This is a genomic window from Mesorhizobium carmichaelinearum, from assembly GCF_900199455.1.
Taxonomy (GTDB): domain Bacteria; phylum Pseudomonadota; class Alphaproteobacteria; order Rhizobiales; family Rhizobiaceae; genus Mesorhizobium; species Mesorhizobium carmichaelinearum.
On sequence record NZ_FZQR01000038.1, the window covers coordinates 1 to 24,904 of the forward strand.

The 24,904-nt window shown below is 61.1% G+C and carries 20 protein-coding genes and 7 pseudogenes; 7 read left to right on the plus strand and 20 right to left on the minus strand.

Annotated features, from left to right (window positions below):
- Positions 1-244: 244 nt before the first annotated feature.
- Together ltrA and CKW40_RS37370 are read right to left on the minus strand one after the other, a co-directional pair.
- A complete protein-coding gene (gene ltrA / locus CKW40_RS37365) occupies positions 245-1,390 on the minus strand; it encodes a group II intron reverse transcriptase/maturase (RefSeq protein WP_244571449.1) in 1,146 nt (381 codons plus the stop codon).
- Positions 1,387-2,203: pseudogene (locus tag CKW40_RS37370) on the minus strand (IS6 family transposase). The gene ltrA and the pseudogene CKW40_RS37370 overlap by 4 nt, the downstream one beginning before the upstream one ends.
- 25 nt (positions 2,204-2,228) lie before the next feature.
- Between CKW40_RS37370 and CKW40_RS37375 the strand changes: the two are divergent.
- Positions 2,229-2,615: pseudogene (locus tag CKW40_RS37375) on the plus strand (IS66 family transposase); the annotation flags it as partial.
- Positions 2,616-2,798: 183 nt separating this feature from the next.
- On the opposite strand, the gene CKW40_RS37380 reads toward CKW40_RS37375, so the two are convergent.
- The 6 genes and pseudogenes from CKW40_RS37380 to CKW40_RS37405 form a co-directional block, all read right to left on the minus strand.
- Positions 2,799-3,926 carry a DUF475 domain-containing protein gene (locus CKW40_RS37380; RefSeq protein ID WP_095204684.1) on the minus strand — a complete coding sequence of 376 codons (1,128 nt, stop codon included), beginning with the start codon at positions 3,924-3,926 and terminating at the stop codon, positions 2,799-2,801.
- A gap of 50 nt (positions 3,927-3,976) precedes the next feature.
- A complete protein-coding gene (locus tag CKW40_RS37385; protein ID WP_095204685.1) occupies positions 3,977-4,555 on the minus strand; it encodes a TerD family protein in 579 nt (192 codons plus the stop codon).
- A gap of 95 nt (positions 4,556-4,650) precedes the next feature.
- Positions 4,651-5,229 carry a TerD family protein gene (locus CKW40_RS37390; protein WP_095204686.1) on the minus strand — a complete coding sequence of 193 codons (579 nt, stop codon included), beginning with the start codon at positions 5,227-5,229 and terminating at the stop codon, positions 4,651-4,653.
- 37 nt (positions 5,230-5,266) lie between these two features.
- Positions 5,267-5,719 carry a tellurite resistance TerB family protein gene (locus CKW40_RS37395; RefSeq protein WP_095204687.1) on the minus strand — a complete coding sequence of 151 codons (453 nt, stop codon included), beginning with the start codon at positions 5,717-5,719 and terminating at the stop codon, positions 5,267-5,269.
- Between the two features lie 42 nt (positions 5,720-5,761).
- Entirely contained in the window at positions 5,762-6,937 is a 1,176-nt protein-coding gene (locus CKW40_RS37400; protein WP_095204688.1) for a TerD family protein, read from the minus strand.
- Between the two features lie 188 nt (positions 6,938-7,125).
- Positions 7,126-7,488: pseudogene (locus tag CKW40_RS37405) on the minus strand (TlpA disulfide reductase family protein); the annotation flags it as partial.
- A 619-nt stretch (positions 7,489-8,107) separates the two neighbouring features.
- On the opposite strand from CKW40_RS37405, the gene CKW40_RS37410 reads away from it, so the two are divergent.
- The gene (locus tag CKW40_RS37410; RefSeq protein WP_143748452.1) at positions 8,108-8,365 is read left to right on the plus strand and encodes a hypothetical protein; all 258 of its coding nucleotides are present in this window, start codon (positions 8,108-8,110) and stop codon (positions 8,363-8,365) included.
- Between the two features lie 413 nt (positions 8,366-8,778).
- Positions 8,779-9,483: a DsbA family protein gene (locus CKW40_RS37415; RefSeq protein ID WP_095204690.1), complete on the plus strand. Its 705-nt coding sequence runs from the start codon at positions 8,779-8,781 to the stop codon at positions 9,481-9,483.
- A gap of 881 nt (positions 9,484-10,364) precedes the next feature.
- Here CKW40_RS37415 and CKW40_RS37420 read toward each other — a convergent pair.
- Positions 10,365-10,649, minus strand: a pseudogene (locus tag CKW40_RS37420) (type II toxin-antitoxin system RelE/ParE family toxin); the annotation flags it as partial.
- Positions 10,646-10,954: a type II toxin-antitoxin system RelB/DinJ family antitoxin gene (locus tag CKW40_RS37425; protein WP_095204709.1), complete on the minus strand. Its 309-nt coding sequence runs from the start codon at positions 10,952-10,954 to the stop codon at positions 10,646-10,648. The pseudogene CKW40_RS37420 and the gene CKW40_RS37425, both read right to left, overlap by 4 nt.
- A 336-nt stretch (positions 10,955-11,290) precedes the next feature.
- Here CKW40_RS37425 and CKW40_RS37430 point away from each other — a divergent pair, with 336 nt between their 5' ends.
- The gene (locus tag CKW40_RS37430; protein WP_143748453.1) at positions 11,291-11,605 is read left to right on the plus strand and encodes a hypothetical protein; all 315 of its coding nucleotides are present in this window, start codon (positions 11,291-11,293) and stop codon (positions 11,603-11,605) included.
- A gap of 4 nt (positions 11,606-11,609) precedes the next feature.
- On the opposite strand, the pseudogene CKW40_RS37435 reads toward CKW40_RS37430, so the two are convergent.
- From CKW40_RS37435 to CKW40_RS37460, 7 genes and pseudogenes are all read right to left on the minus strand, one after another.
- Positions 11,610-11,825, minus strand: a pseudogene (locus CKW40_RS37435) (zincin-like metallopeptidase domain-containing protein); the annotation flags it as partial.
- A gap of 56 nt (positions 11,826-11,881) precedes the next feature.
- Positions 11,882-12,784, minus strand: coding sequence for an ArdC family protein (locus CKW40_RS37440; protein WP_095204693.1), 903 nt, complete (start codon positions 12,782-12,784; stop codon positions 11,882-11,884).
- Positions 12,785-13,104: 320 nt separating this feature from the next.
- On the minus strand, positions 13,105-15,276 hold the full coding sequence (locus tag CKW40_RS37445) for an integrase (protein ID WP_095204694.1): 2,172 nt from the start codon (positions 15,274-15,276) through the stop codon (positions 13,105-13,107).
- Complete coding sequence (locus CKW40_RS37450; protein ID WP_095204695.1) at positions 15,273-17,060, minus strand: hypothetical protein; 1,788 nt, start codon at positions 17,058-17,060, stop codon at positions 15,273-15,275. The genes CKW40_RS37445 and CKW40_RS37450 overlap by 4 nt, the downstream gene beginning before the upstream one ends.
- A complete protein-coding gene (locus CKW40_RS37455; protein ID WP_439331033.1) occupies positions 17,057-18,004 on the minus strand; it encodes a tyrosine-type recombinase/integrase in 948 nt (315 codons plus the stop codon). The genes CKW40_RS37450 and CKW40_RS37455 overlap by 4 nt, the downstream gene beginning before the upstream one ends.
- A 129-nt stretch (positions 18,005-18,133) precedes the next feature.
- Positions 18,134-18,259 (minus strand): annotated as a pseudogene (locus tag CKW40_RS46095) (hypothetical protein); the annotation flags it as partial.
- 914 nt (positions 18,260-19,173) lie between these two features.
- Positions 19,174-19,479 (minus strand): hypothetical protein, encoded by a 306-nt coding sequence (locus CKW40_RS37460; protein ID WP_095204696.1) that lies wholly within the window; start codon positions 19,477-19,479, stop codon positions 19,174-19,176.
- A gap of 373 nt (positions 19,480-19,852) precedes the next feature.
- Between CKW40_RS37460 and CKW40_RS37465 the strand changes: the two genes are divergently transcribed.
- From CKW40_RS37465 to CKW40_RS37475, 3 genes are read left to right on the plus strand one after another with little or no spacing between them, the layout of a single operon-like run.
- Positions 19,853-21,055, plus strand: coding sequence for a site-specific integrase (locus CKW40_RS37465; protein ID WP_143748454.1), 1,203 nt, complete (start codon positions 19,853-19,855; stop codon positions 21,053-21,055).
- Complete coding sequence (locus CKW40_RS37470; RefSeq protein ID WP_095204697.1) at positions 21,052-21,996, plus strand: tyrosine-type recombinase/integrase; 945 nt, start codon at positions 21,052-21,054, stop codon at positions 21,994-21,996. Before CKW40_RS37465 ends, CKW40_RS37470 begins: the two co-directional genes overlap by 4 nt.
- Positions 21,993-22,985, plus strand: a complete 993-nt coding sequence (locus tag CKW40_RS37475) for a tyrosine-type recombinase/integrase (RefSeq protein ID WP_095204698.1) — start codon at positions 21,993-21,995, stop codon at positions 22,983-22,985. Before CKW40_RS37470 ends, CKW40_RS37475 begins: the two co-directional genes overlap by 4 nt.
- 70 nt (positions 22,986-23,055) lie before the next feature.
- Here the strand turns inward: CKW40_RS37475 and CKW40_RS37480 are convergent.
- From CKW40_RS37480 to CKW40_RS37490, 3 genes and pseudogenes are all read right to left on the minus strand, one after another.
- Positions 23,056-23,696: pseudogene (locus CKW40_RS37480) on the minus strand (ArdC family protein); the annotation flags it as partial.
- Positions 23,697-23,939: 243 nt separating this feature from the next.
- A complete protein-coding gene (locus tag CKW40_RS37485; protein ID WP_095204699.1) occupies positions 23,940-24,125 on the minus strand; it encodes a hypothetical protein in 186 nt (61 codons plus the stop codon).
- 265 nt (positions 24,126-24,390) lie between these two features.
- The gene (locus CKW40_RS37490) at positions 24,391-24,903 is read right to left on the minus strand and encodes a type II toxin-antitoxin system VapC family toxin (protein WP_095204700.1); all 513 of its coding nucleotides are present in this window, start codon (positions 24,901-24,903) and stop codon (positions 24,391-24,393) included.
- Between the last annotated feature and the right edge of the window lies 1 nt (position 24,904).

Consider the following 24,904-nt stretch of genomic DNA (forward strand, 5'->3'; position numbering starts at 1 on the left):
GATGACAAACCGCTCAGCGGCAGCGTAGGATCATTCATGGCGGGTGTGGTCTCCGGGAAATGGTTCGGATCGGCGTAAGCAACCAAATCCTACGTCATTTCAACGGCTTGCACCACATCCGCCAACCTCCAGTAGAGTCGAGGAGGGGCGCGGTGGCTTGGGCCGTGTTGGCCTCGCTCCGTCTCCCTTCCCCGCTCATCAAACCGGACGTGCGGATTTCCCGCATCCGGCTTTCCGACTGGTTTCATCGTGAGGCACGCGGCGGCGGTCCAATGTGCACGCGTCGAAGACGCAGGACACCAAGTTTTCCGAAGACAATGTCGTCGGAGAAACGCTGTGTGCCGCGTCCTTGCACCCTGTGCCGTTTGCGCAGGAAGGCGCGAACACGGTCATAGACGTGGTTGTCGACCGCTCGATAGGCCGCCAAGCGTGTTCCATAGCCAAAGTAGCCTGACCAGCCGCGCAGAAGCCTGTTCAGCTGGGTGCAGACCACGGGCCACGGCTCTTTGTTGCCGTTTACCAAGTGATCGCCAATCTTCGTTTTGATCCGTTGCACGCTCTTCTTGGATGGGCTCGCACCCAGGTACCAATGGCCGTCTTTCCGGTAGCGGTGAGGTCCGAACGTATAGCCAAGGAAGTCGAAAGGCTCCGTGCGGGCATCCTTCAGCGAGGTCTTCGCCTCGTTCAGCGTCAGCCCGAGTTTTGTCATCACCGAACGTGTCCACGCCAGCGCCTCGTCCGCGTGCCCGCGGCTGAGGATGACGAAGTCATCGGCATAGGAGATGACATGCGCACGGAACGCCTCGCCGCGTCCGGTGAGCCGCCAATGTTTCAGGAACCGGTTCATGTAGATGACCGAGAGCAGCGGACTTGCGACCCCACCTTGCGGCGTGCCGCGCGTGCTGCTCTTACCACCGCTCACGTGCCGTTTCCCGTCACCGTCCCGCTCTTCGATCGGCGCTTTCAGCCACAGCTTGATCAGCCGCAGCACGTGCCGGTCGACAATGCGCCGGGCCACCGATGTGAGGAGGTCCGAATGCGGAATCGTGTCGAAGTATTTCGACAAATCGGCGTCTACCACGTCCGTGTAGCCCCGGCAGACAAGCCGGTGCACTTCCTTGATTGCGTCGGTCCCACTGCGTCTGGGCCGATAGCCATAGGCACCATCCTCGAAGTCCGCCTCGAATATCGGTTCCAGCACCAGCTTGGCGGCGGTCTGAACCACCCGGTCCCGAATGGTCGGGATGCCGAGCGGACGTTCGCCGCCCCCCGGCTTCGGGATCATCACCCGTCGCACCGGCTGCGGCCGGTAGGTCTTCGAGACAAGTTCCTCGCGCAGGCCCGCCAGCCACCTCTCCGCGCCTTCCGCCTCGATCTTCGCGAATGTCACGCCGTCCACGCGGTTCTGTCGCAAATTGTAATTTCCGCCACGAGAGGGCGCTTTCGCCCCGATTGTCCGGCTGCGAGGATTTCGAACTGCTCAGCGATTGAGGGGCGTGGATTATAGGCAAATCTCGCCTGTCGCTTGCGCATCATGTGAACCATTTCGATGCCGGAGAGAATGACTTCGGCGCTTGCCGTCGATTTGAAGCCGAGCATGGAGCGGATGCGGCGCTTGACGCGTCGATGGTCCTGCTCGATCCGATTATTGAGATACTTGCTCTTGCGGATTCGGATTGGTTGCAGTGAGCGCCGCGATCGATCCCGCAAACGGTGTTCAGCATCGCAGGAAATGATCGCCTCGTGATTTGTCTGGCTGCCGTCGATAACAATGCGATCCGGTAGACCGTGGCGACCCAACGCCTTCCGGAGGAAGCGTTTTGCGGCCGCCAGGTCACGGTTTTCGCTGAAGAAGAATTCGACCGTGTCGCCGACGCTGTCGATGGCGATAGAGGTACGTCCACTGGCCGCGAACCTTGATATACGTCTCGTCCATATGCCACTTGCCGGTGATGGCACGCTTGCGTCCGTTGAAACACTCCAGCAGCCGAGGCGAGAAGTGGACGACCCAGCGATGCACGGTGGAGTGATCGACGTTCAGGCCGCGTTCGGCCATCATCTCTTCCAAATCGCGCAAGCTCAGATTGTAGGCCAGATACCAGCGTACGCACAGCAGGATCACGGATCGATCAAAATGACGGCCTTTGAACATGGAATGCTCCTGCGAAAATCTGAGCGCTTCATGCGGGACATAGGTTGCCATTCCGTTTGCGACAGAACCAGCTGATCCATGCCCCCGAAGGGCAGCCGCACTGCGGGCCCGCTTCGAGCGCCTGTTCAAACGCCGAACAGGCTACGTCATGCTCGACCGTCTGCTGGCCCGGCTGCATCGCCGCAAGCATGAACTCCTGCGCGTTCTCGAGCGTCCCGAGATCCCACTCCACACCAACGGGTCCGAAAACGACATCCGCGCCTTCGTCACCAAGCGCAAGATCTCCGGCGGAACCGTCAGTGAGGCAGGCAAGAACGCCCGCGACGTCCTGCTCGGCCTGATGAAGACCTGCATCAAGCTCGACATCTCATTCTTCCGCTATCTCGACGACCGCCTCGGCATACACGCACAACCGCCGATTCCGCCGCTCGCCGATCTCGTTAGGCAAGCCGCTCAAGCCTGACTGCCCGGCAATCTGCCCCGGTTACCCGTCGCAACACGATACGACAAACTGGCGAGCACCTTTCTGGCCGCCGTTCAGTTCGTCGCAACCGTCATGCTGCTTAACTGATGACACGCCCTAGGAATCATAACTCACTGGTATCGCTAAACATCTTTTAGATCGGGCTCTACGTCGGCAGTGCACTTAGTCGTGCGGTAATAGTACGGTCCGGTCAGACACGGTTATACGCTTGCCATCTGCCTCTTCGATGACTTGTGGACCATCGTGGAAGATGTCCCGGTTCACGCGGTTCCACCGCACCGACGACCAAAGCGAGAGGCCGATAAGCACGACGCCGAAGCCGCCTGTAACGACCTCCGGAATGTGGAAGATTGTTTGAAAGTACATGACGACCGCGAGGAAGAGCACAGCCCAAAAGGCGCCGTTTTCGAGGTAGCGGTAGGATGCCAGCGTGCCTAGTTCGACGAGCATGATGGTCATGGAGCGGACGTACATAGCACCGATGCCCAGGCCGATAGCGATGACAAACAGGTTGTTCGAGAGCGCAAAGGCGCCGATCACGCCGTCGAAGGAAAAGGAAGCGTCAAGGACCTCGAGGTACATAAAGGTAGCAAAGCCGCCCTGCGCTGCCGCGGACATCACCTGCTGACGACTTTCCATGATCTCCGCGAAGGTATGGACAGCTAGGAAACTTAGGAGACCGAACACGCCAGCGAGCAGGAAGGTCAAGGCATCCTCCTGGGGAAGGCAGTAGTGGAACGCAACAAGCAACGCAAGGACTAGCCCGATTTCAATACCCTGCACGATTGTCCCCTTCTCGGCGACCATTTGCTCGATCGGGCCCAGCCAGTGCACATCCTTTTCCGCATCAAAGAAGTAAGAAAGCGCGACCATTAGAAGGAACGTGCCACCGAAGGCGGCCACGCCGATATGGGCGTCCTGCATGATTTGTGCGTAGCGTTCGGGTTCGCCGGCTGCGAGACGGATGGCCTCGACCGGGCCGATGGATGCCGCAATGGCTACGATGGCTACCGGGAACACGATGCGCATGCCGAACACGGCTATCAGAATGCCCCAGGTCAAAAAGCGCCGCTGCCACGCTGGGGACATGTCCTTGAGTATTTTGGCATTGACGATGGCGTTATCGAACGAGAGGGAGATCTCGAGGACCGACAGGATCGACGTGATGAAAAAAATGCGAAAGCCGGTCTGGATCGACTGTTCATGCGAGTAGCCCGGCCAGAAGGAGCCCAGTAGGCCGATCGCCGTGACGAGGAGGGCCAGCCAAAAATATCGAAGAAATAGGGACATGGGTCCTCGTGTTTTGGACGGAGAAGGCGGCGCGCCGGCGACCGCGAACGTCAGCCCAGGTTGACGCCATACTCGGCAGCGGCCTTGGCGAGACCGCCTGCGTAACCTTGGCCAACGGCCTTAAACTTCCAGTCAGCTCCGCTTTTGTAGAGCTCACCGAAAATCATCGCGGTCTCGGTCGAGTAGTCTTCGCCGAGATCGTAGCGTGTGAGCTCGGCTTGGCCATCGCCGTTGACTACTCGGATGAACGCGCCACCTACCTGGCCGAAGTTCTGACTGCGCTCGGTCGCCTCGTGAATGGTAACAATAAACGCGACCTTCGTCGCCGCCGCAGGCAGCTTGGCGAGATCTATTTTGATCTGCTCGTCGTCGCCGTCGCCCTCACCGGTGCGGTTGTCGCCGGTGTGCTCGACCGAACCGTCGTCAGAAACCTTGTTGTTAAAAAAGATGAACGACTTATCGGAGAGGACCTTGCCGTTCTCGCCGACGATGAAAGCTGATGCGTCTAGGTCGAAGCCAGCGCCATCTGTGACCTTCGGCTGCCAACCGAGGCCGACGACAATAGATTTGAGGCCTGGGGCCTCTTTGGAAAGAGAAATGTTGCCGCCCTTCGAGAGGGAAACCGCCATGATATGTTCCTTTCAAGGTGTGAACGCCCCCCATGGGGCAGCTGCGCTAGAAGTTGTGTTGAGCGAGGCCGAAAGCCTGATCCGCGCGTCCGCCATCAGCTTGCATTCAAGCCGTACTGTTTCGCCATCGCGCCGAGACCGCCCGCGTAGCCCTCGCCGACGGCGCGGAACTTCCATTCGCCATTATTAAGGTAGACCTCGCCAAAGATCATCGCAGTCTGTGTCGAGTAATCCTCGTTGAGGTCATAGCGGGCGATCTCCCTGCCGGACGTGCCGTCTAGGACGCGGATGAACGAGCCGCCAACTTGGCCGAAGTTCTGGCCGCGGGACTGCGCGTCGTGGATGGTGACGGTGAAGGCGATGCGAGCTGCCTCAGGTGACAGTGCCTTCAGATCGACCGTAAGCACCTCGTCGTCGCCGTCACCCTGTCCGGTCGTGTTGTCGCCAGTGTGGACAACCGCTCCGTCCGGTGATTTCAGATTGTTGTAGAAAACGAAGTGCTTGTCGGACAGGGTGCGACCCGATGTGTTTAGTATAAAGGCCGAAGCATCGAGGTCGAAGTCGCGCCCGTCGGTGACTTTGGGGTCCCAGCCAAGGCCGACAGAGATTTTTGAGAGGGAGGGTACCTCTTTCGACAGCGAGATGTTGCCGCCCTTGCTGAGGCTGATGGACATGCTTGCTCCTGTGTTCGGTTGGAGTTGTGGCCAGATTTCAAAGATCGAACTGAGTTGCGTCGATATCAAGAATGCCGCAGATCTCGCGAACGACCTTCTTCTCGTCCGCGTCGAAGTTGCCGTCTGAAGAACCTAAGATGATAACGAGGCGCACGAGTACATTCGCCGCTGCCGCGTCACCCTTGATTTTTGAGATGCGGCGCACGGCCTCAAGGCGGCCAAACTCGAACTCGGCCTCGAAAGTGTCGGCGATGGGTTTGTAGGACGCCAGGACCTTTTTGGTGTCGAAGACTTTCATCTCTGGGGACACCTGCATAAAGTTCAGCATCTTGCGCTTCTCATCATCCGAGATCGAGCCATCCGCGGAAGCGAGCCATGCGCAGCCTCCGGTCAGCGCGTCGAGCATCTTCTCGTTCTGGAACCGCTTTAGCGCGTCCCCGGCCTGTTTGCGGAGCTCAGTACCGCGTTCCTTCAGCCATCCAAGCGCCATTTATAAAGTCCTTCCTATTGAGCCGCCGCTGATATGTCCCACTTATTTCGATCCCGACGTCCAGCGCATGCCCCAGCGGAACGCCTTGTCCATCATCTGTGCCTCAGGAAAATACCTCACTTCCCGGTTGATCCGAATGTCGCCGCCGACGTTCTCGAGGAGGGCAATAGCGCATGTCCCCAGCCCGCTTCCCTCGTCGAGTCTTACCTCGATCGGCGGCTGACCCTGTACAGTTATGGAAACCACGCCGTCCGTTGAAGCCCAGTTCGGTACGCCCTCGTAGATGAAGGCGTAGACAAGGATCCGCTTGATCCGGGGCCATTGGTTGCCCGAGACATGCATCCACTCGCCGTCCGTCGACTCGCCCGAACGGTCGTCGCCCGCCAGCTTAATGAATGGCGCACGATCAAGCGCACCGAACCTGCGCCCCAGCGCTTGGATTGCTCCCTTCTCGCCGTCGGCGAGCTCATAGAGGCAGGCGAGGTCAAGGTCGATCGCGCCGGACTTTGCGGATCCGAAGAACCCCCGCTTTACTGCTGTGCCACGGTTCCAATTGAGGTTAACAGCCAGCGTCCCGAAAGCGCCGGCCCCCTTCCTAAGGTCGATCGTAGGCTTCGCCTTGGTGAGCGAGACTTTCGAAAGGCTGATCGGAGCCGATGTCGTTGAAGGCGCTGCGGCTGGCTGCGGCGATTGACGGGGGGGCGTGGGCGCCTCCTCGGAGACCTCGACGCCGTAGAGCTTCGACAGCGGACCAAGCCCACCAACAAATCCTTGCCCGACGGCGCGCACCTTCCAAACGCCGGCGCGGCGGTAGAATTCTACGAGCGTCAGCGCGGAGATGTCAGGACGCTCCGGAACGGGGACGAAGCGGTAGCCCGCCGCGAACACTTCGATCGGCGTAGCCTGCGCGAGCGTCTTCCCTGGCGAGGCCGAAACGTCGACGGCTGCGCACACCGAGACGCGCTCGACCTCCATGGGTATGCGCGACAGGTCCAAGCTCACGACCGACCCGCGTCCGCCCGACTGCGCAATGGAAACGGACCGCGAGGCGTCCGTGGTTTGGCCGTAAAAGACCATATCACCGTCGCCGCGGACCTTTCCGTCGGAGCGGAGGAGGTACGCGGAAACGTCGACGACGACCGAACCACCGAAGGAAGCTTTCACTTCGGTTGAGCTCTCAGTAACGGGTGCATTCTGGCCGGGAAGGAGAAGCGTCATGAGGTCCCTAGCGTCGCGTGATCAGTGCTCGAACGGACCTTAGCCCCGAAGTTTTGCGCGGCCGCCACGGGCAAGAGCGCGTCGAACGTGCGTCCGATGCCGGGAGCACCGACGGCGCGAAAGGACCATGTGGCACCCGTCTTCTTCATGACTGCCATGAGCACCCCTTGATGCGAGCCTTTCTCTGCGAGCGAGAAAGAAAAGCTGGGCTCCATCCAAAGCTTATCCATTTCGCCTGTCGAGTCGAACGCGATCCGATAATTCAGATTCGGGAACTTTTCGGTCAACCACGCATCCAACCGGCTTCGGGCCTCATCGGCAGTTGGAGCCTGTTCACACGCCGCGACTCCGACGATCTCGACTCCGCTGTCCCTGTACTTCTCCTGCAGCTGGATAAGATGCGGCATTCCGTCCACACATGGTCCGCACCACGTTGCCCAAAATTCGACGATATACACTTTGCCGGGCTTGAAGCTCGTGAGGGGCTCGCCTCGCAGCCAGTTCTCGACCTTAATCGAAGGAGCCGGGGATTCGATCTGTAATGCGGGCAAATATTGCTCTCCAAAGCTTGTTTTCTGCGCGAGCTAGTTCCCGCTCAGAGACAGCGCACGGGTTCAGGGGGACAGAGCGTCGCTCGTCTTGCCCCCGTTGCCTGCAGTCAGCGTCAAGCGTGCAAAAGCCGTGCCAGCGCGCTCAGCGCCAGTAAGCGCCTGATTGTTTGGAAAACCTCTGCAGTGCCCGGATGGCCGGTCGTAACACTTTTGCCAATGTCTGTTCCGAACCTGACATTTTGTTTGCCTCTGTCAGCTTTTGGACACGGGATCACGCGCTTCGCGCCGCCGGAAAAGGCGTGGCAGCGCCCCACGTCGTCTGACGCATCGATGCCAGACGTCACGGTTTGAAGTCGCCGCACGCCAGATCATCGTGAACGAGACGTTCAAGCTTGACCCGGAGCTCGAGCCGAAAGCGGCCTCAGGTTTTGGCTTTGTTTGGGGGGCGCGGGATGAGGACGGCGCGAAACCGGCGGCAATGGCGGCGACTACAGCACGGCGCCAATCTTCGTCCGCGTTTGGGAGCTCTCCCAGAGAATGTAGTGCGCTCTCACCATCGTCATGGCGAGAGGCTGGGGGGCCGGATGCGTCGTGGTCCAAGGGGGCGGAAATCATCTGAATGTCGACACGAGCGCATTGTGGCAGCCACACGAGACCCTCTTCGATCTGCATACGCGACAAGCAAGTAGCCAACGCGATGCTGGCGCACATCTCTGGAAGGCAGGTCACCGACGCCAATGTCTCGGAGAAAGTGAAGAGGCAAAAGCAGCTCGAGCGCGTCTTGTCCGAAGGCACATCGGGGCGCTCGAAGCTAGCCCGCTGGGTGTCGGTTCCAGCTCGCGCCTATGCCGATCGCGACGGCTTTCCGGACCGCTGACCAGTGGGCCCAGGCCGCGCCGCTGTTTGCGCCGCCAACCATTGAATGGACGGACAGAGCAGGGCGGCCGGGATTCCGCCGCCGGCGCCGCCACCCGCTGCAGAGTTGACTGTGCGGGCATTCGCTAGCAGCAAATGCAGCAATCTGCAAAAGCGCGGCGCGAAAGGCCCAGATAAATCCGGCGCGGTAAAATTGGCATGGAGCTTGCGGCGAACTCTTTGCGCGTTCGACCGGAGCGTAGCACGGCAGATGTCCGGCAGGGGGAACCCACCATGATCCGGTCAGGAGACAGTAAGTTGACTCTTGTGACCTGCAAACCGCCGCGCGAGCACCGCGGCCCGCAAGCCCTCTTTGGCGTCAAAAAAGGCCAGCCGTTGCTGCCCGGCCGCTCACTGTTGATAGGAGCCTAACCCATGCCGGAACAAAAAACCCGCCTTCTCGCTTTTGTGGCCCTGCTTCTTGCCGTGGTTGTAGCGCAACATCCGGTTGTCGCAGACTACCTGCACCATCGCGAAGACCGTAGCCACATCCAGGCAGAATGGCGGAAGCTCATTCCACAGCGGCGCGACGCACTTTTCAACGATCCCGATGCCCCAATTGCTGGCAACCCGAATGGCGACGTCTCTCTGGTGGAGTTTCTAGACTACAACTGTGTGCACTGCCGGGCGGGCGACGTTGTCCTCCAGCAAGTCCTCAAGAACGATCCCAAGCTGAAGGTTGTCTACAAAGAGCACCCGGGCGAGGCGCCGGGGTCCAAATTCGCCGCAACGGCGGCGCTCGCCTCGCGCAAACAGGGACTATTTGAGCCGTTTCATCACGCCCTTTTGGCTACTCACGGTCAGCTCAGCGAATCCTCTGTCTTGACTATCGCACGAAAGGTGGGCCTCGACGTTGAGAAGCTCAAGCAGGACATGCAAGATCCCGCCATCGAAGACGCGCTCAAGCGCAATCGCGCGCTCGCCGAGGAGCTGTCCATCACCGGCACGCCGGGCTTGGTTCTCGGCGACGAAGTGATCGTGGGGGTGCCCGAGATTCCCGAGCTGGCACGCTTAATCGCCAAAGCGCGGGAAAAGCCAAGCCATGCCGGGATCACCAACTTCGGTATTTCTGCAGGATGACCGCCGGTGGCATCCTGCCCTGGCGATGAGTGCGCGTCTCGCGCTCCGCCAAATCTTATATGGCTCGGCAACGCCGCAGTGGGCGCACCACGCTGTTCCATCGGCAGCGTGCAGTCGCGCATTCAGCGGTGCCTTCTTCAACCTCGTCGAACGGGATCGAACAGCTTGGTTCCGTTCGGCGGGATTGGTGTTGCCGATGACTGCCATGATCTGTTCCTTTCGGGTTTGCTCGGGCCGCGCCTATCGCGACCTCGATGGCGGTGTAAGGACCGGAGGCGGTCGACCCCGCACCTGACAAGGCCGCAACGCAGTGGAGGGCGGGCGCAAGCGGCTATTTTGCCTCGCGATGCAAAGGCGGGCTGCGCCCCGCCGGCGGAAAATAGCCGCGGCCGGCCGTTGCGGGATGGCGACCGAGACGAGAGGCGTCCTGCGGTCACACCAGATCCATCGAGGTCTGCGTGGGTGCGCCCAAGTGTGAGACGGGAAGGAACCTGGATCATGCGTCGTCGGCGCCATTACCCACAGAAAACAGGGATACCGCGTCATCAGCACCGCTCGCCCGCGACATCGATGCTCGCCACCGCGTCGACGCCTCTGCCGGCGCCACGTCCGCCTCGCCTTGATGATGGCGCGCAGGTCGAAGCCGATTGAGTGATCGCTCCCGCAAGTGGCAAGGCTCTCGGTCAAGCTGGGCGATCCGACTTTTCCCGGCATCGTCTCCTGCAGGCGGGCGAGACAGAGACGACCACCTCCGCCGAACAGGCCTGCGGCGTGTCACTGTCTCCCCACATGGAACCGGCCGCCGGGGCGGGGCTTTTTTGCGGGTACAGCCGGGTGCCGATCACCAGGTTGGAAAGCGGGGCTGATGAAACATCAGCCTTCGGCGGAGCGTCCGGCCATTGCTGCGCGCCGTGCAGGACACGCAGAATGCCGACCGTGGTCTCCGTCACTAGATAGGCCGCTACATAGAGCGTGCCGGTGACGACCAGTTCGCGCGTCCCGGCAATCCGGCCCGGACGGCCGCTTTCCGGGAAATCCCGAAGACGGCGGGCCGCAGCCTCGATCCGTTCATCGACCGTTATGGCGGCCGCCGGATTATCAGCCTCGATGTGGGTAAATATGCCGTCGCGATCGGAAAGCGCCAAGGCAGACCATACGAGCTTCACGATGCCAAGTCGCCGCGCCTCCGCCGTGCCGCCGCACGCCGGTTCGCGAAATGCGCCTCGACCTCATCGTCCGGCATGTCGGGCCTGGTATCGGTGAGCGCCTCCAGCACTTTGCCCCTGAACCAGGCATCATGCGCCTCGCTGCTGGTCACAAGTTCGAGCGGCAGCGCGCCCTCATTGGCGGTACGGGTGAGCAGGATCCGAACGGCATCGGAGACCGTCAGCCCCATGCTTTCGAGCACGGCGGACGCCCGATCCCGGACGTCGGCATCGATACGGGTCTGGACAAGGGCGTTCGCGGCCATCAGCGCCTCCATTTCTGCAGAAAATGTAATGCAATTGAATGACGATTGCCAGTCCTCTATACGCCGTGCATGTCCTCACCTTCACTCGGCCAGAAATCCAGCTGCCCGCGATCGGCGACCGTCGACAGGTCGACCCTTGCTGCACGCAGAAGGAGCACCGCGCCGCGAATCGGGGCCGAGCTTGATTTGAACGAGAACCGCTGGACCTCTCACCCGTTCCGGAAACGTCCGCTGGAGGTTCTCACATTATCCAATGCTAATGATGCGCGCCGTGGGGATAAGTGCATTTAGTGTATGCCGGCAGCACCCACTCCTGGGCTCGGGAGTTCACCAAGCTTGGACATGGCGTCATTGATCGCTCTGGGCTGGGCGAAGCCTGTCGGCAAGCGCCAGAAGAACGATACGGCTGACGCGGGAGCGGATCTGCGAAGCGGCCCAGAGCCAACCTTGCGGTTGGTTGCGGTGTGGAGCGAGGAGGAACAGGTTGCGGGCATGGTGGGTTTTGCCCGAAACATTTTGGCGGTGGAGATCACGATCCAGGATTCGACTGCCGCGTGGTTCGGCGACCCGATTTCACGCCGGTGCCGAGCAAGCGCGCTCGCAGGGCGGTTCGGAGAAAACGGGGTCCGCCCGGCAACCAGCGGAGCGTGAAGCATCAGGCTGCCTTCCGCTCCGTTTCCGTCCGCAGCTGTAGGCCATGCAGATAGGCGACCGCCCGCTGCGCATGGGCGGCGGCCGAAAAGATCGCCCTGCGGTCTTCCTGAAGGACGCGCAACCAGGACTGTAGGTAACTGGCGTGGTCCGGCCGCGGCTCCATCTCCGGCACAATGCCCAGATCGGCGCAAATGAAACTGGCGCCAATTTCTGCCACATATCCTGACAGTCCAGCCCCACTCTGAAATTTTTCCGCAATGAAGACCGTGCTGATCATGCCGCCATCTCCTCTGCCTGGGGCTGCTGAGCGTGCATCCAGTCGGCTGCCTGCTGCGCCTTGCTCGCTGCGGTGAAGATGGCCTTGGGATCGTCCTTGAGGACCTTGAGCCAGGAGGCAACATAGGCTGCGTGGTCGGGGCGCGGATGGTGGGCGATTCCCAGATCAGCCAGGACAAGCCCGCTGAGAATTTCCACGCAGCATTCTTCGGCTGCATAGGCCGCTGATCCGAAGCGCCCGGAAAGATCACGGTCGAGCCTGTGCTTGAAGCCGCTGGCGTGCCCACATTCATGGAGCCACACCCCATAAAATGACGCGGCGTCGCGAAACGAGGTGAATGGCGGCATGAACACCGTATCGGCAGACGGCCGATAATAGGCTTCCGATCCCCCGAACTCGGTCTTGACGCCTAGGTTCGCGATGAATGCTTCAGCGTGGGCCAGACGTTCCGCCTCGGGCAGCACAGGAGTCGCCGGGCGCTCGTAGCCGTCGACCTGAGCGACGTTGAAAACCGAGAATGCACGGGCGAACATGCGCCGATGCCCGTCATCAGCGTCCTCGTCGTCGGCCTGCCGGGAAGACTGGATCTCCCTCCACAACACCACAGTGGTGGAGCGTTCTCCTTCACGAACCTGCGCGCCAGCATTCTGCCATTGCTTATAGGTGCCCCAGAGGCCGTCGCCATATCCGGCTGCGAAGCCTGCGGCCCAAAGGGCCAGCGTATTGATGCCGCGATATCGCTTTCCAGACGAGAGGTTGGTCGGGCGCGCGATGCTGGTGCCATTGTGGAACCAGGGCGCACGCCATTCGCCAGCGCCTTGTTCGATCGCGGCAATGATCTCGGCTGTAACGCGAGAATAGACGTCGGCGCGCTGGACGGATGCTGATGTGCTGGACATTGGGGAATCTCCGCGGGCGGCGGCGCGAGCCTTTCTCGCCCCCTCAACCGACCGCCCGACTCCGGCCGTCCTCTTCCTCTCCTGCCGCCCGCTCGGGCGGCTGTTCCTGATTTTTTGTCTTGTCATGATCATTGCTCCTTCTCCGCCGGGGGATGTCCCGGCGTCGGAGCAGCGGATTGCGATGCCTCAGGTGCGGCCGCGCACTCGCAGAGCCGGAGCGCAAGCGGAGGACGGCGATCAGCCGTTGCGCGGATGCGCCGGGCATCGCGCGCTCCGACCACGCCGGGCGGCCACCGGCGCAGGAGCACACCCGGCTCCACTTAGGAGCCGGGCGCGGATTGGCCTTCGTCTATGCTATCGAGGACCTTCCTCGCCCGCTCAAGGTCCTGCTGAAGAATGCTTCGTTGAAGCTGGGACACCCGCTTCTCCTTCAACAGGGTTGCGGCTTCCTGGGCGGAACGTGCCCATACTGGCCGGTGCCTCGCGGTGATGCAGGCATTTGGACAAAGAGTCGGCTGGCAAAGCGCGGTCAGCGGGCCTTTGGCTCCGGTGGCCCGCTTCAAACAGGCGGCCGTACCGGGATCGAAGAAGCAATCGGCCAGCACACCGACATGCAATGTTCGCGCGAGGCTCGCGAGCATGGTGCGCAGCCGGGCTCGATCGGCGATCATGGCCGGAAGCGGGCCTAGATCATCCGATATGCTGTCGAGCGTCTTCGCGATCCGTGCCGCCGCAGGCCCGGACAGCGTGGCTCCGGCCTGTCGTTCGTCGAAATAGATCAACAGGTCATCGAGCTGGCCGAGACTACGCTGGTTCTCGACTTCCGCTCGGAAGCCGGATCGGCTGGAGCCGGCATATCCCTCGAAAGCGGCGACGGAGGCGTGCTTATACTGGATCATGCCGGCGATGGTGCCGAAGGGACGATTGGCGATGTGCCATGCGATCGTTCGTCTGAACTGCCGCGTCGTGATCCGCCAAGGCTGATCACCTGGCCCATTCGGGATCGCCGGCATGCCAGGTGTGCCGAACAGGTCGTTGAGATGATCCCGGAATCGGTTGAGCTGGCGGACGATCTCGGCCGAGAGGTGATCCTTGCAAACAGGCCGTGCGATCAGAACGGGCCAGAGCGTCTCGAGGCCGCGGGCTGATGCAACGCGGAACGACAGGCGTTCCAGAACCTCGACAGCTCTGGCAACGGGCTCGATGGTGACCCAGTCGGCAGGTTCGCCCTGGGTGGACTTGCCTTTATAGGCGACGGACCGAACACGATGGCGCATGATCATGCCGTCTTCGCTGCGCGTCAGGGAAAGGCATCCACGCTGCATCGCCTGGACTTCGCAGTCCCGCATGCCGGTCAGATAGGCGCACAGGATGTAGGCCGCCGACTGCAGCATGCGCTCTTCCGCAGCGAGGGTCTTGGCGTCGAAGCGGGGTCGCCACGGCTTACCGGTCTCAGGCAGAATGGCGATCGGCGTATCCATCCCTCCAGCTTCCACGCCGAGTTCGCGTAGAGCGGCATCGATGAGATCGGGCGCACCACTTGCGAGTTGAACATGCATTCGCTTCTCGGCGCGGGCGTCGATACCGATGTGCAGATGAAGCAGGTGGGAGTTGACGGGTGGCGACAGGTCTCCTGTCGCGGGATGCCGGAGGAATATGCCGTTATGGGCGGTGCCCCAGATCGGCACCCCGCGACCTTCCCTGCGAAGCCGCCCGAAATAGTCCTCAAGCCGGTTACGCTGCTGGCGCCGTCGGTCTTGACGGTCGAGAACGCTGTCCTGCTCGATGAGCGCGGCGCAATGCGCTTCGAGACGGTCCATCTCCTCACGGGCTGCGAAGATATCGGCGGAAAACTCGGTGACATACCGGATCGACCAGGCCAGCAGCGGCGATATGATTGCCTCGGGAATCCGTGGTGTCCGGTTCTCGCGAACCTGACGATAGCCCGCGACACGCGCAGGAGGTCTTCCGGCCCACGGCTGGAATGACAGTCCTCCGGAAGGAAGATCATCGCGATAGGTATAGAGATCGAACGGGACCTCCAGTAGCTGGGTGACGATGACCGGCCGACGAGCACGGTCGGCTTTGAGGTGCCGGGCATAGAGGTCAAGAAGTGGCTGGTCGACGCGGCGGAGATCGACCTCACCGAGTTCATCACGTACGAACTCGAAGAAGCGTCGGGCGCGGTTGAAGACCTGTCGGACACTACCGGGAGAAAGGATCTTGCGGTGACCTGGCAGGTCGACGTTGAGCCGGGCATAGAGAAGTTCGCGCAACGCCTCGCGGACGCTCACATCCTCGATCGACCCGAAATGCACGGTGACGTGACAGCGGCGAGCGCTCTCGCGAAACACGGCCGGACCGAGATCCCAGCTCGGATCGCTGTAGCGCGACAGAGCGTCCCGATCAAAACCAGGCTTTAGCGGAGCGGTCGCGAGAACTGGGCGCAGATCGTATTGCCGTGAGGAAGCTGCTGGCGACAATCCCCTCATTGGCGGGCCTCCGGCGGGAGATAAAGGGTGTGCTCTTCCGCCTCACGGCGGGCTGCGGCGATCATGCTCTCGGGAAATGCCGGCAGAACCTGCCCGGCGATGCGCGCATGGGCGCGGCCAAACTTCATTGCCCACTCTGAGGCGGAGAGACCCGCCCGCTGTTCTTCGATAAACTGTAGGAATGCGATGATCGCGGGCAGCTTGCGCGCGGTGATGACCGCATTGCGGCATTCGAGACAGCCCCAGAATGGTTGCGGGCAAGGTTCGCCCGGTCCTCCGAAGGGGCTGCGATCAAAACCAGAGCATGCGGCGAGCCAAACGTCCTGGTCACCACGCAGGATACTGTCGCGGTCCTCGGGCCCTTCGGGCGGGGGGTCGCATTGCCGCCAGAAATCTTCCTCGGCGGGTGCCAGGACGATCGGACCGGCCGCCGCCGCGACTTCGGAAAAGGCCTCGGCAACGGTGGCTTCGTGCAGCGGGCGTAGCGAAGGGATATCCGCGTAGTGGCGTGCGGCGATCTCGGGAGTATGTCCAACGGCGAAACGGGCCATATGGCCCTCGGTCTTCAGATACCAGAGCGCCTTGTGGGTCTTACGCAGCCGAGAAAGAACGAGGCGGAGCGGCTCACCATCGTCATCAACGAGATCATGCCCCTTTATCCATCTGGCTACGAGTTCCTGCTGATGCTCCAGACCTGCGCGAAGCTGCTTCCGCCCGGTGTAATAATAGAGCCAAAGGTTCTCGCTTGGGACGAACCGCCGTGTGAATGCCGTTGCCTCGATCAGCTTGCGTATCAGACCACCCGGTGTCCCGATCCCGCCATCACGGACACGGATGTGCTTGTGCTCGGCGCCGCGGGCACGCCGCTTCACATAGGCAATCTCGATCGTGCCGGGTCCAGGGTTCTGAAGGCAGTTGATCGTCAACGCCTTGCAGCATTCGAGCTCTAAGCCGGTCTCCAGGGACAGGAAGGTCAGTAGTGGTGGAATATCCATCGCGCGCAGATGGAAGCGTGCGTGCAAATCTTCGGACAGGTTCGAGACCGGAAGACCGCGCCGCAGCCTCATGAAGTATAGGCTCTTGAAGGCGCGGTCCCCACTGCTGAGCCTGCCGAAGGCGACGATCCGGGCATTGGCCTCGTCGGTCACTCTGCGAAGGTTGGCATAGTTGTCGGCTTCATCGAGCGGCTTCCCGATCCGCCGGAATATCCTGGCGATGTCGCCACGCGCAGCGTCTCGAAGCTGCCTTGAAACGAAAGGGCTGTAGGCGTCTCGTGGTCGGGATCGTCCGACAGATCGTGCACTGGTGTAGCGCAGCCGATGGCGAACCCCTTCATTCAGAAGACCAGGCTGGTCGGCGTCGATCGAGCGAAGGGCAAGGATAGCTTTGGCGAGGACAGTGTGTCGGTGGATCGGAGTCATCCCGCCGGCTTCGAGGAAATCCTCGTATCCATCGATGTCGTCAGCACGCAGATCGGCGGGCTTCTTTGCCGTGGAATGCTCGCGCAGATATGCGAAAAACTTCAAGTAGGCCTGCAAATGCTGCTTGATGGTGCTGCATGCGCCGAGCGAACCACCAAGCTCGGACTGCCGACGCAGAGCTCCTGCAAAGGCGATGGCGAAGGGTCGCGGATGCACGCCAGCGAGGTCAACCTCAAGCGTTCCACCGTAACGCGCCTCGATATTGAAGCGCAGCCCGATGACCGGATCTCTGGCGTGCATCGGAGCGATGCCATCGGCCGGTGCAAAGCGGACCGAGGCTCCCTTGCGCGGCCGGCCCGTCATAGCGAAGCCTCCGAGGGAAGCAGCGCCAGGAGTTCCTCGACGGCCGCATCGACGGTATCGGCACGCGTCGCGATGTGGTCGAGGTAGATGTAGGTCGTCGTCAGGCTGGCATGGCCGAGAAGCCGTTGCACCTGCTGGAGAGGATCACCGAGCATCTGCCGGTATCCTTCCATCGAGCCGGCAGGAAGCGCAGCGTCACGGATACGGTGCTGAATGAGCATCGCCAGCATGTGAACGGCAAAGGTGTGGCGTAGCTGGTGCGGGCTGATGTTGATATCGAACCCGAGGGACCGGCACCGGCTGGAGGCGCGGGCGAAAATGACTTCCCACGAGTTCGGCTGCACCGGCATGCCGACCTCCGAAAGCCACAATGCCGCCGGTTCGCTCGGCGTGCCGTTGCTGTTGCAGACAATAATCCGGCAACGTTCCTCGGGGTCGAGCAGATCGAGAGCGATGTCGCCACCGTCCAGCAGTCGCAGCCGGGCCGGGTGCCGTTCCTGATGAACGAAGATCGGACGGTCGATCGACTGCCATCCTGACCGCTGCTGAAACTTCGTGATGGCATGAGCTCGCTCGACATCGACATACGCGCGCACCTGTGCGAGCAGTCGAGCGGGAGCGAGGATCTGGCGACCGCGATCGCCCTTGGTCTGGGCGTCCGGCAGATCCAGCCAGACCTGACGGCCCGGACGCTGATCGGCGAAAACAAGATCGGAGGTGAAGAGAGATGATGCTTCTTCCAGCCGAAGCCCTGTGGTCACGAGGAGATCGGCGAACAATGCATTGCGGATACCGTTGCGATCACGGGCGCCGGGGCGTGTGCGGCCGTCAGGCAAAAGCGCCTTGAGGCCGACATCCCGAAAGCGCCGATAGTCCTCGAGCGTGACGAAACTGACGTCCGCTCGACGCGCGGCAGGTTCATAGGCATCGTTCCGCGCGGCCATCTGCGACCGGCGCCCACCGTACCCCTGCCTCCAGACCGAGCGATGCGTGAAGGGTGCTTCTGCAATCAGTCCTTCCTGCACACCCCAGCGATATAGCCGATCGAGACAGGCAACGGCGCGATTCCACGAAGCGGCGGAAATGCGTTGTCCGACCTCGGCGCGGCGGCGGACGCGATGATAGGCAAGGACATCATGCCGGTCGGCTTGCCATATCGTCTTGGCGCAGGCTTCCGAAAGAAAACGAGCCCAGACGAGAACGTCGTAGCCATAGGCACGAAGGGAATGGCGTGAGCGAACGCCATTGAGAGGAAGTCGCGTAAAAAGCGATCCAGATCAGGATCGTAAAGCGCTCCGTCCCGGAGGATCATTGGGACATGGGCATCAAGGCCGTCCGCTGATCTGCGCTCCTGAATCGTAATGCTCGAAGCTGCGATTACACTGTCCACAAGTTGTTCAACCTTCCCCCGGACCCCCATCCGGGGAGCCCAGCATCAACGAAGGAGTTCAACTTGCCCGGCGCTATCCAGGCCGGCCTCCGCCAGCTATGTGGGAGCGCTGCGGCCGGCCTGGATAACGCCTCCGTCAGTCCTGTTGCATCGACGTCAAGCAGGACACTGGCAATCGGTGCAGACTGTCAAGATAAGGCGATGAGCTCTTCCCGCGCTCGCTCGCTGCGGTCCTTCGTGTAGCGGCTGAGGTCGCGGTTGACGCGATGGAGCGCCGACGTCCAATGCACGTTATGCCGATATCGGCATAATGGGCATTATGCCGTAAGCCGGATTATGCCACAATAGCCGAGCTTGGTGGCGGTTTCGCCTGCGTTCGACCATGCGGCTGCTCGGCATAATCAAGGGGCATCAGGAACGGCGAGTTGGGGGGCAAACCGCATTGGCAGCTTTCGGGCCGCCAGGAGGCAGAAGCGGTCATCAGGTCGTGAAAATCCGTTACGAGAGTCAAAGTTTCGCGACTGACATTTGCTACGGAATTTTCCCTGAAAATTCAGCGCTGGCGATTTTGGCGCGAAATTTAGGATTTTCGCGACTATCTTCTCTCGAAACCGAGGCGTGAGAGATCGTTTGTGAGACGATTTTCCGCTGACACTGTGCTAATGCGCCTGCCGTCGAGTATTCCGTCTCCAATGGCAGCACCTCAACGCTTTCCCGGTTTCCTTAGCGGCGGCGTCCGCGCTCTGAATGCTTGTCGAAGTTTGCTTTGAATTCACGGTATTGGTGATAGAGCTTCGCAACGTATTTCTCATGGTAGCGCAGCAGGTAGAGCACAAAGAGACAGAACGCGACCGAGCCCGCCCAGAGCAAAATGCCAGTCGAATAGCACCAAAAGGTCTCGCATGTGCTCCAGCTAGTGAACCTGCCTTTCCATTGGCCGGTCGTGACAAGCAATATGAACCGCCAGCTGGAGAAGGCGAGAACCACCAGAACCACGGCGTAGGAGATGATCTTCGCTTTCTTGGTCATCCGACTGCCCTCTCTATGGTATGGCCCCGAAAGTAATTGCCAAGGCCGGGCTTCGGCTTCATGGCATAGCCCGGGCCGAAGACGGCGGCGAGGTCGTCGGGATCGACACAGCGCACACCGGTACAGGAACCACCTCGCGAAACCGTAAAGATCGCGGTCGAAATCCGAGTTGTCAGCGTCGGCGTGCGGGCGGCTGAAGGATTCGCAAATTCCCGAAACCTGCGACACGTTTTTGCTGTCGTTCTATGTCCGGTTTCTGATGTCGCGATCAAGACTGTGAACGATTTGGATAAGGTCGGAGCTGCCGAAAATCTTGTCAAAAGATGTCGTCTTGGCGTGAAGATTGTCGCTCCAACAACATGGAGCACAAAAAATGGAAACGTTCGATCAGACTAACTGCTTGGATCCCTTCTTCGCCTCGTTCGAAGATAGCCTTTCCTCGAAGAACTACAAACCATCTACGCTGGAGAATTATCGCTACCTGCTTCGACGCTTCGGTCGCTTGCTCGAAGACGAGGGAATTGCGCCATCGGCGTTGACCCCGGATTTTGCCGTCGAACTGGGACGGCGATTGCCGGTCGAGCCGAAAAGCCAGATCAAGGTCCCCAATCTTGCCAGGCTGTTCGTCGCGCATCTGATTGAAATAGGCGTAGCGACACGACCGCCGCTGACACCTGCGCAAGCCGAACGCGCTGAACTGCTGGGCAACTTCGAAACCTATCTCATCCGGCAGCGCGGCCTCAGCCCGCGCACGATCTATCATGTGCTCCGGTTCGCGGATCGCTTTCTCGATCATCGCTTCGGCCACAATATGCTCGACCTGTCGGCACTGAACGCCCGGGATGTCGTGGCATTCATGGAATATCTTGTGGCGCGCAAGCGCCCGTTCCGCGATAAGACGCCGACCACGCACTTGCGCAGCTTCTTCCAATATCTGTTCGCTCAGGGACTCACGACGACCAACCTGTCGCTCTGCGTTCCTCGGGTGCGTAAACCCTGGGGCGCAAGACTTCCTCGTTATCTGTCGCCTGTGGCCTCGGTGCGCAGCAATCCGCGGCGCGGTGCCCGGGACTACGCCATGCTGTTGCTGATGACCCGTCTCGGCCTGCGTGCGCCGGAGATCATCGCGATCCAATTGGATGACATAGACTGGCGCGCTGGCGAACTGATGGTTCGCGGAAAAGGCCAGCAACATGATCGGTTGCCTATCCCGCCGGACGTCGGCGAGGCGATCAGTGCATATTTACGCGAGGACCGCACCTCCGCAACCACGCGCACCCTGTTCGTGACGCATCGGGCACCCAACCGTCCATTCAAAGACAGCCAGGTCATCAACACGATTTTGAAGGAGGCGTTCGCTGCGACGGGCGTGAAACCACCGACACCCTATGTGGGATCGCATGTTCTGCGCCACAGCCTGGCAACGAACATGGTTCGCGCCGGCGCCTCGCTGGAAGAGATCGGCGATCTGCTGCGGCATCGATCGAGGGCAACGACGATGATCTACGCGAAGCTCGACACGGACGGGCTGCGTTCCATCGCCCAGCCCTGGCCGACCTCGGAGGTGGCACGATGAGCTTCCTCGCCGAAATGGACCGCTACCTCACCATCAGAAGGCAACTCGGCGCCGATCTGAGCACCGATGAGCGGATACTGCGCCGCTTCATCACGTTTGCCGATCGCGAAGGGGCGCAACACGTCAGCACAAGTCTCATCATGCGTTGGCTCGAAAGCCTGCCCTCCGCCAGTCCCGGAACTCGGGCAACACGCTTCAGGGTAGCCCGCCAATTTGCCGAATGGTTGCATGGTATGGACCCCAAGCACGAGGCACCGCCCCGGGGATTGGTGCCTGGTCGCGTTCAACGCGCTCCCCCCTATATCTACGGTGACGCCGAAATAGTTGCGATCATCGAACATGCGCGAATGCTGCCTTCGGTCTACGGCTTGCGCGGCCTGACCTGCTCGACGCTGTTTGGCCTGATCGCCGTAACCGGGCTTCGGATCAGTGAAGCCCTTGGTCTTGATCCTGCCGATCTCGATGCCGGATCCGGCGTGCTTCACGTCCGACAGGGCAAGCTGGGCAAGGAGCGATTGCTGCCGCTGGACCCAAGTGTCGTGCAACGGCTGGAAAATTACGGTGGCGAGCGGGACCGGTTGCTCGATCGCAGGCCGGAAGCCTTCTTCGTGACCTGCGAGGGACACCGGCTTGGTGATTGCGGTGCGCGCTACAACTTCGCGCATGTGTGCCAGCAGATCGGATTGCGAGAACCGCAGCTTTATCTTCGCCACGGCCGTGGTCCGCGCATCCACGATCTTCGCCATACCTTTGCGGTGCGGACCATGCTGAGCTGGTATCGATCGGGCAAAGACGTCGGCCGCGAGATGATCAAGCTCACAACATGGCTCGGTCATGCGAATCCCGCCCACACATACTGGTACCTGGAAGCAGTCCCGGAATTGCTGGAACTGGCCTCTGCTCGAATAACAGACGTGGCGATGGAGGCAGAAGCCCGATGAAGACCACCAACTTCCCCGCGCTGATACAGCGCTTCTTCACCGATCGGCTCTGCACGCAGATGGAGGCAAGCCGTCATACCATCGCCGGGTATCGCGACACCTTCCGGCTTCTGATCCGCTACGCGACCGCGCGGTGTGGAAAGCCGCCGACGAAACTGACGATTGAAGACCTTGATGCCGATCTCGTCGCCGACTTCCTGATCCATGTCGAAACGGTGCGTGGCAACACGGCGCGTACCCGCAATACCCGGCTTGCCGCCATCCGCTCATTCTTCCGCTATGTCGCATTGACCGATCCGAGCTGGCTTCTTCATTGTCAGCGTATTCTCTCGATGCCGAACAAGCGGTATGTGAAGCGCAGCGTCACGTTCCTAGATGCGGGTGAGATAGCGGCTTTGCTTGCCGCACCAGATCGAATGTCGTGGGTGGGGCGGCGTGATCATGTCCTGCTGGTGCTTGCACTTCAAACCGGGTTACGCGCTTCCGAACTGGTCAACTTACGCTGCAAGGATGTGGTGCTTGGCACCGGCGCTCACATCCGCTGCATCGGCAAAGGTCGGAAAGAACGCAGCACGCCTCTTCGTCGCGATACGGCGAAACTGATCCAGGCCTGGATAGGCGAACGCCTTGAAAGCGACGGGCCATTGTTCCCGTCGATCCGGGGCGAGCGACTCAGTCGTGATGCGTTGGAACACCTGGTGCGCAAGCATTGCCTGACAGCGTCGCGAGTTTGCCTGAGCCTCTCAGGCAAGCGCGTCACGCCGCACACGTTGCGCCACAGTACGGCGATGGAACTGCTCCACCACGGCGTCGACCAATCCGTGATCGCACTATGGCTCGGGCATGAATCCGTGGAAACGACCCAGATCTATATCCACGCAGATATGCGGTTGAAGGAAAAGGCTCTCGCTCAGGTTGCCAGTCCGGAAACGTATCCGGGGCGGTATCGTCCCAGCGACGAACTGCTCGCCTTCCTCGAAGCGCTCTGATTATGCCGAACTGCCGCATGGTCAAAAGGAGGCGTAGCAGCCGCCGAACTCGGCCATGCGGCATAATCCGACTTACGGCATAATGCGTCGCTTCGTGGCTCAAGGTCGCCACATAGGCCGCCGCATCTCGGAATGTCTGGAACGGTGGCATCTGGATGTGATCTGTCGTCGGAGAAAAGTAGGCCCGATCCCGCCATGCCGGATGACCGCCCCGGTATTGGCGAAAAAGAGGTCGGCGTGCTCGATCCGGGCGACCGGGTCGTGAACAGGTTCCACCCGGCCGCAATAGTGGTCCGGCAGGCCGTCGATCTGCGCGACGTTAAAAACCGAGTACCCCTTGAGGAACGGGATCTCGCGGTCGAATTCATCGCCTGAGGCATCCATCTCGGTCTTGGTGAAACGGCTGGCGAATACCACCATCGAGCCGGTCTCGCCCTTGCGCACGGCGCCGCCGAGCTCAAGCGCCTGCTTGAACGTCATCCAGATCGGCGTGGTGTAGCCATGCGCGATCGCCTCCGACCACAGCAGCAGCACGTTCATGCCGCTATAGGGCAGACCGTTATGACGTCGTGGCCGGGTTACCCGGTCAAGGGCATTCGTCAAATGCCAAGGCTGCATCCAGGGGCGTACGCCCTTCTCGAGTTCCGCAACAATCCGGTCTGTGATGCGCGCATAGATGTCGATGCGCGGTCCTTTTTCTTTCCTGCTCATTTTCATAAACCTCCAGTTCTGGAGGCCGCGCCGACCGCGGCCCCGTCATGGGGTCCGCCGCGGCGGAGCAGGAAGGCGGGCAGCGCACCCAGGAGGGCCGGAGCGGAGCGAAGGATGGCGCAGCCATTGCGCTGATTGCCTGGCTCCGCCAGGACCCGGGGCAGGACGGGGCAGCGAGCGGTCACTGCGGAAAGAAGAAGGCGGCGCCCAGCGCCGCCAGAATGCAGTCGGGAAAAGGTCGGTTCAGTGAACCGACCGGCCGCCGCTGTAGGGATCGTATTCGAAGAGGATTTCGACGTCGGCGTCGTCGATCTCGTCGGCGGGCAGGACGCCGAATTCTTCGTCGGATTTGAAGAGGACGACGGGCGCCATGAGCGTGCGGGCGAGATGCCAAGCGGCCTTCTGAGCGAGAGTGAGATCGTGGGACATCTGAGGGCTCCATCTTGGAGCGGGCCAATTCCCGCTCGGTGGCTCCGTCAGTGTGCGGCGGCGGGCGCGATCACCGCGAAAGGCGCAGCCGAGCGGCCGCAGCTTGCTAGCGGACCCCTCGCGGGTTGATCGTGGAAGATCCGCAGCCGCACCATGAAAGCCATCACGACAGAGCGGGATTGGGCGGCGTGCATGCAGCTGGCTGTCGTTCGATCGGATCGCGGATATCAACAGAGCACGCTGATACTCGCTTTTGGTCGGGTGTTCAGATAACCCGCAACACGCTGAGCGCGAGCCGTGGCTCGGCGGCCTGCACTCGCGTAAAGTCACCATCACAGGTGAGCACGTGCAGGTCGCGCTCGAACCCTTGAGCGCAAATCCAAAGATCGTTCTCATTGATGCCCAGCCGCTTGCCGGTAGAGTGGTCGATCCAATCTTCGAGATAAGCGGGCGGCTTATTTCTGCTCGCCTTCGGCATGAACGTGCTCACCATGGCGGCCTTGAGATCGCCATATGTGACTGCAACCTGGGTATTGATCGAAAGCAGCGCGCGGGACTGTGCTGCTGCAAGCACCTGACTGGCATGTGGTGGCGTGCGGCCATGGATTTTCTGGACGCTTACGACGCCCGTGCGGATTTCGCCGATGCTTACGGCCGAGAGATATTGGAGGTCATCGTCACTCATGGCGTCGATCGCTGCAGCGACGGTCGCGTGCAGCACATGCGCGGGGTCCACAAGGGCGATCAAAACCGAGGTGTCAAGCAGATACCCGGTCATT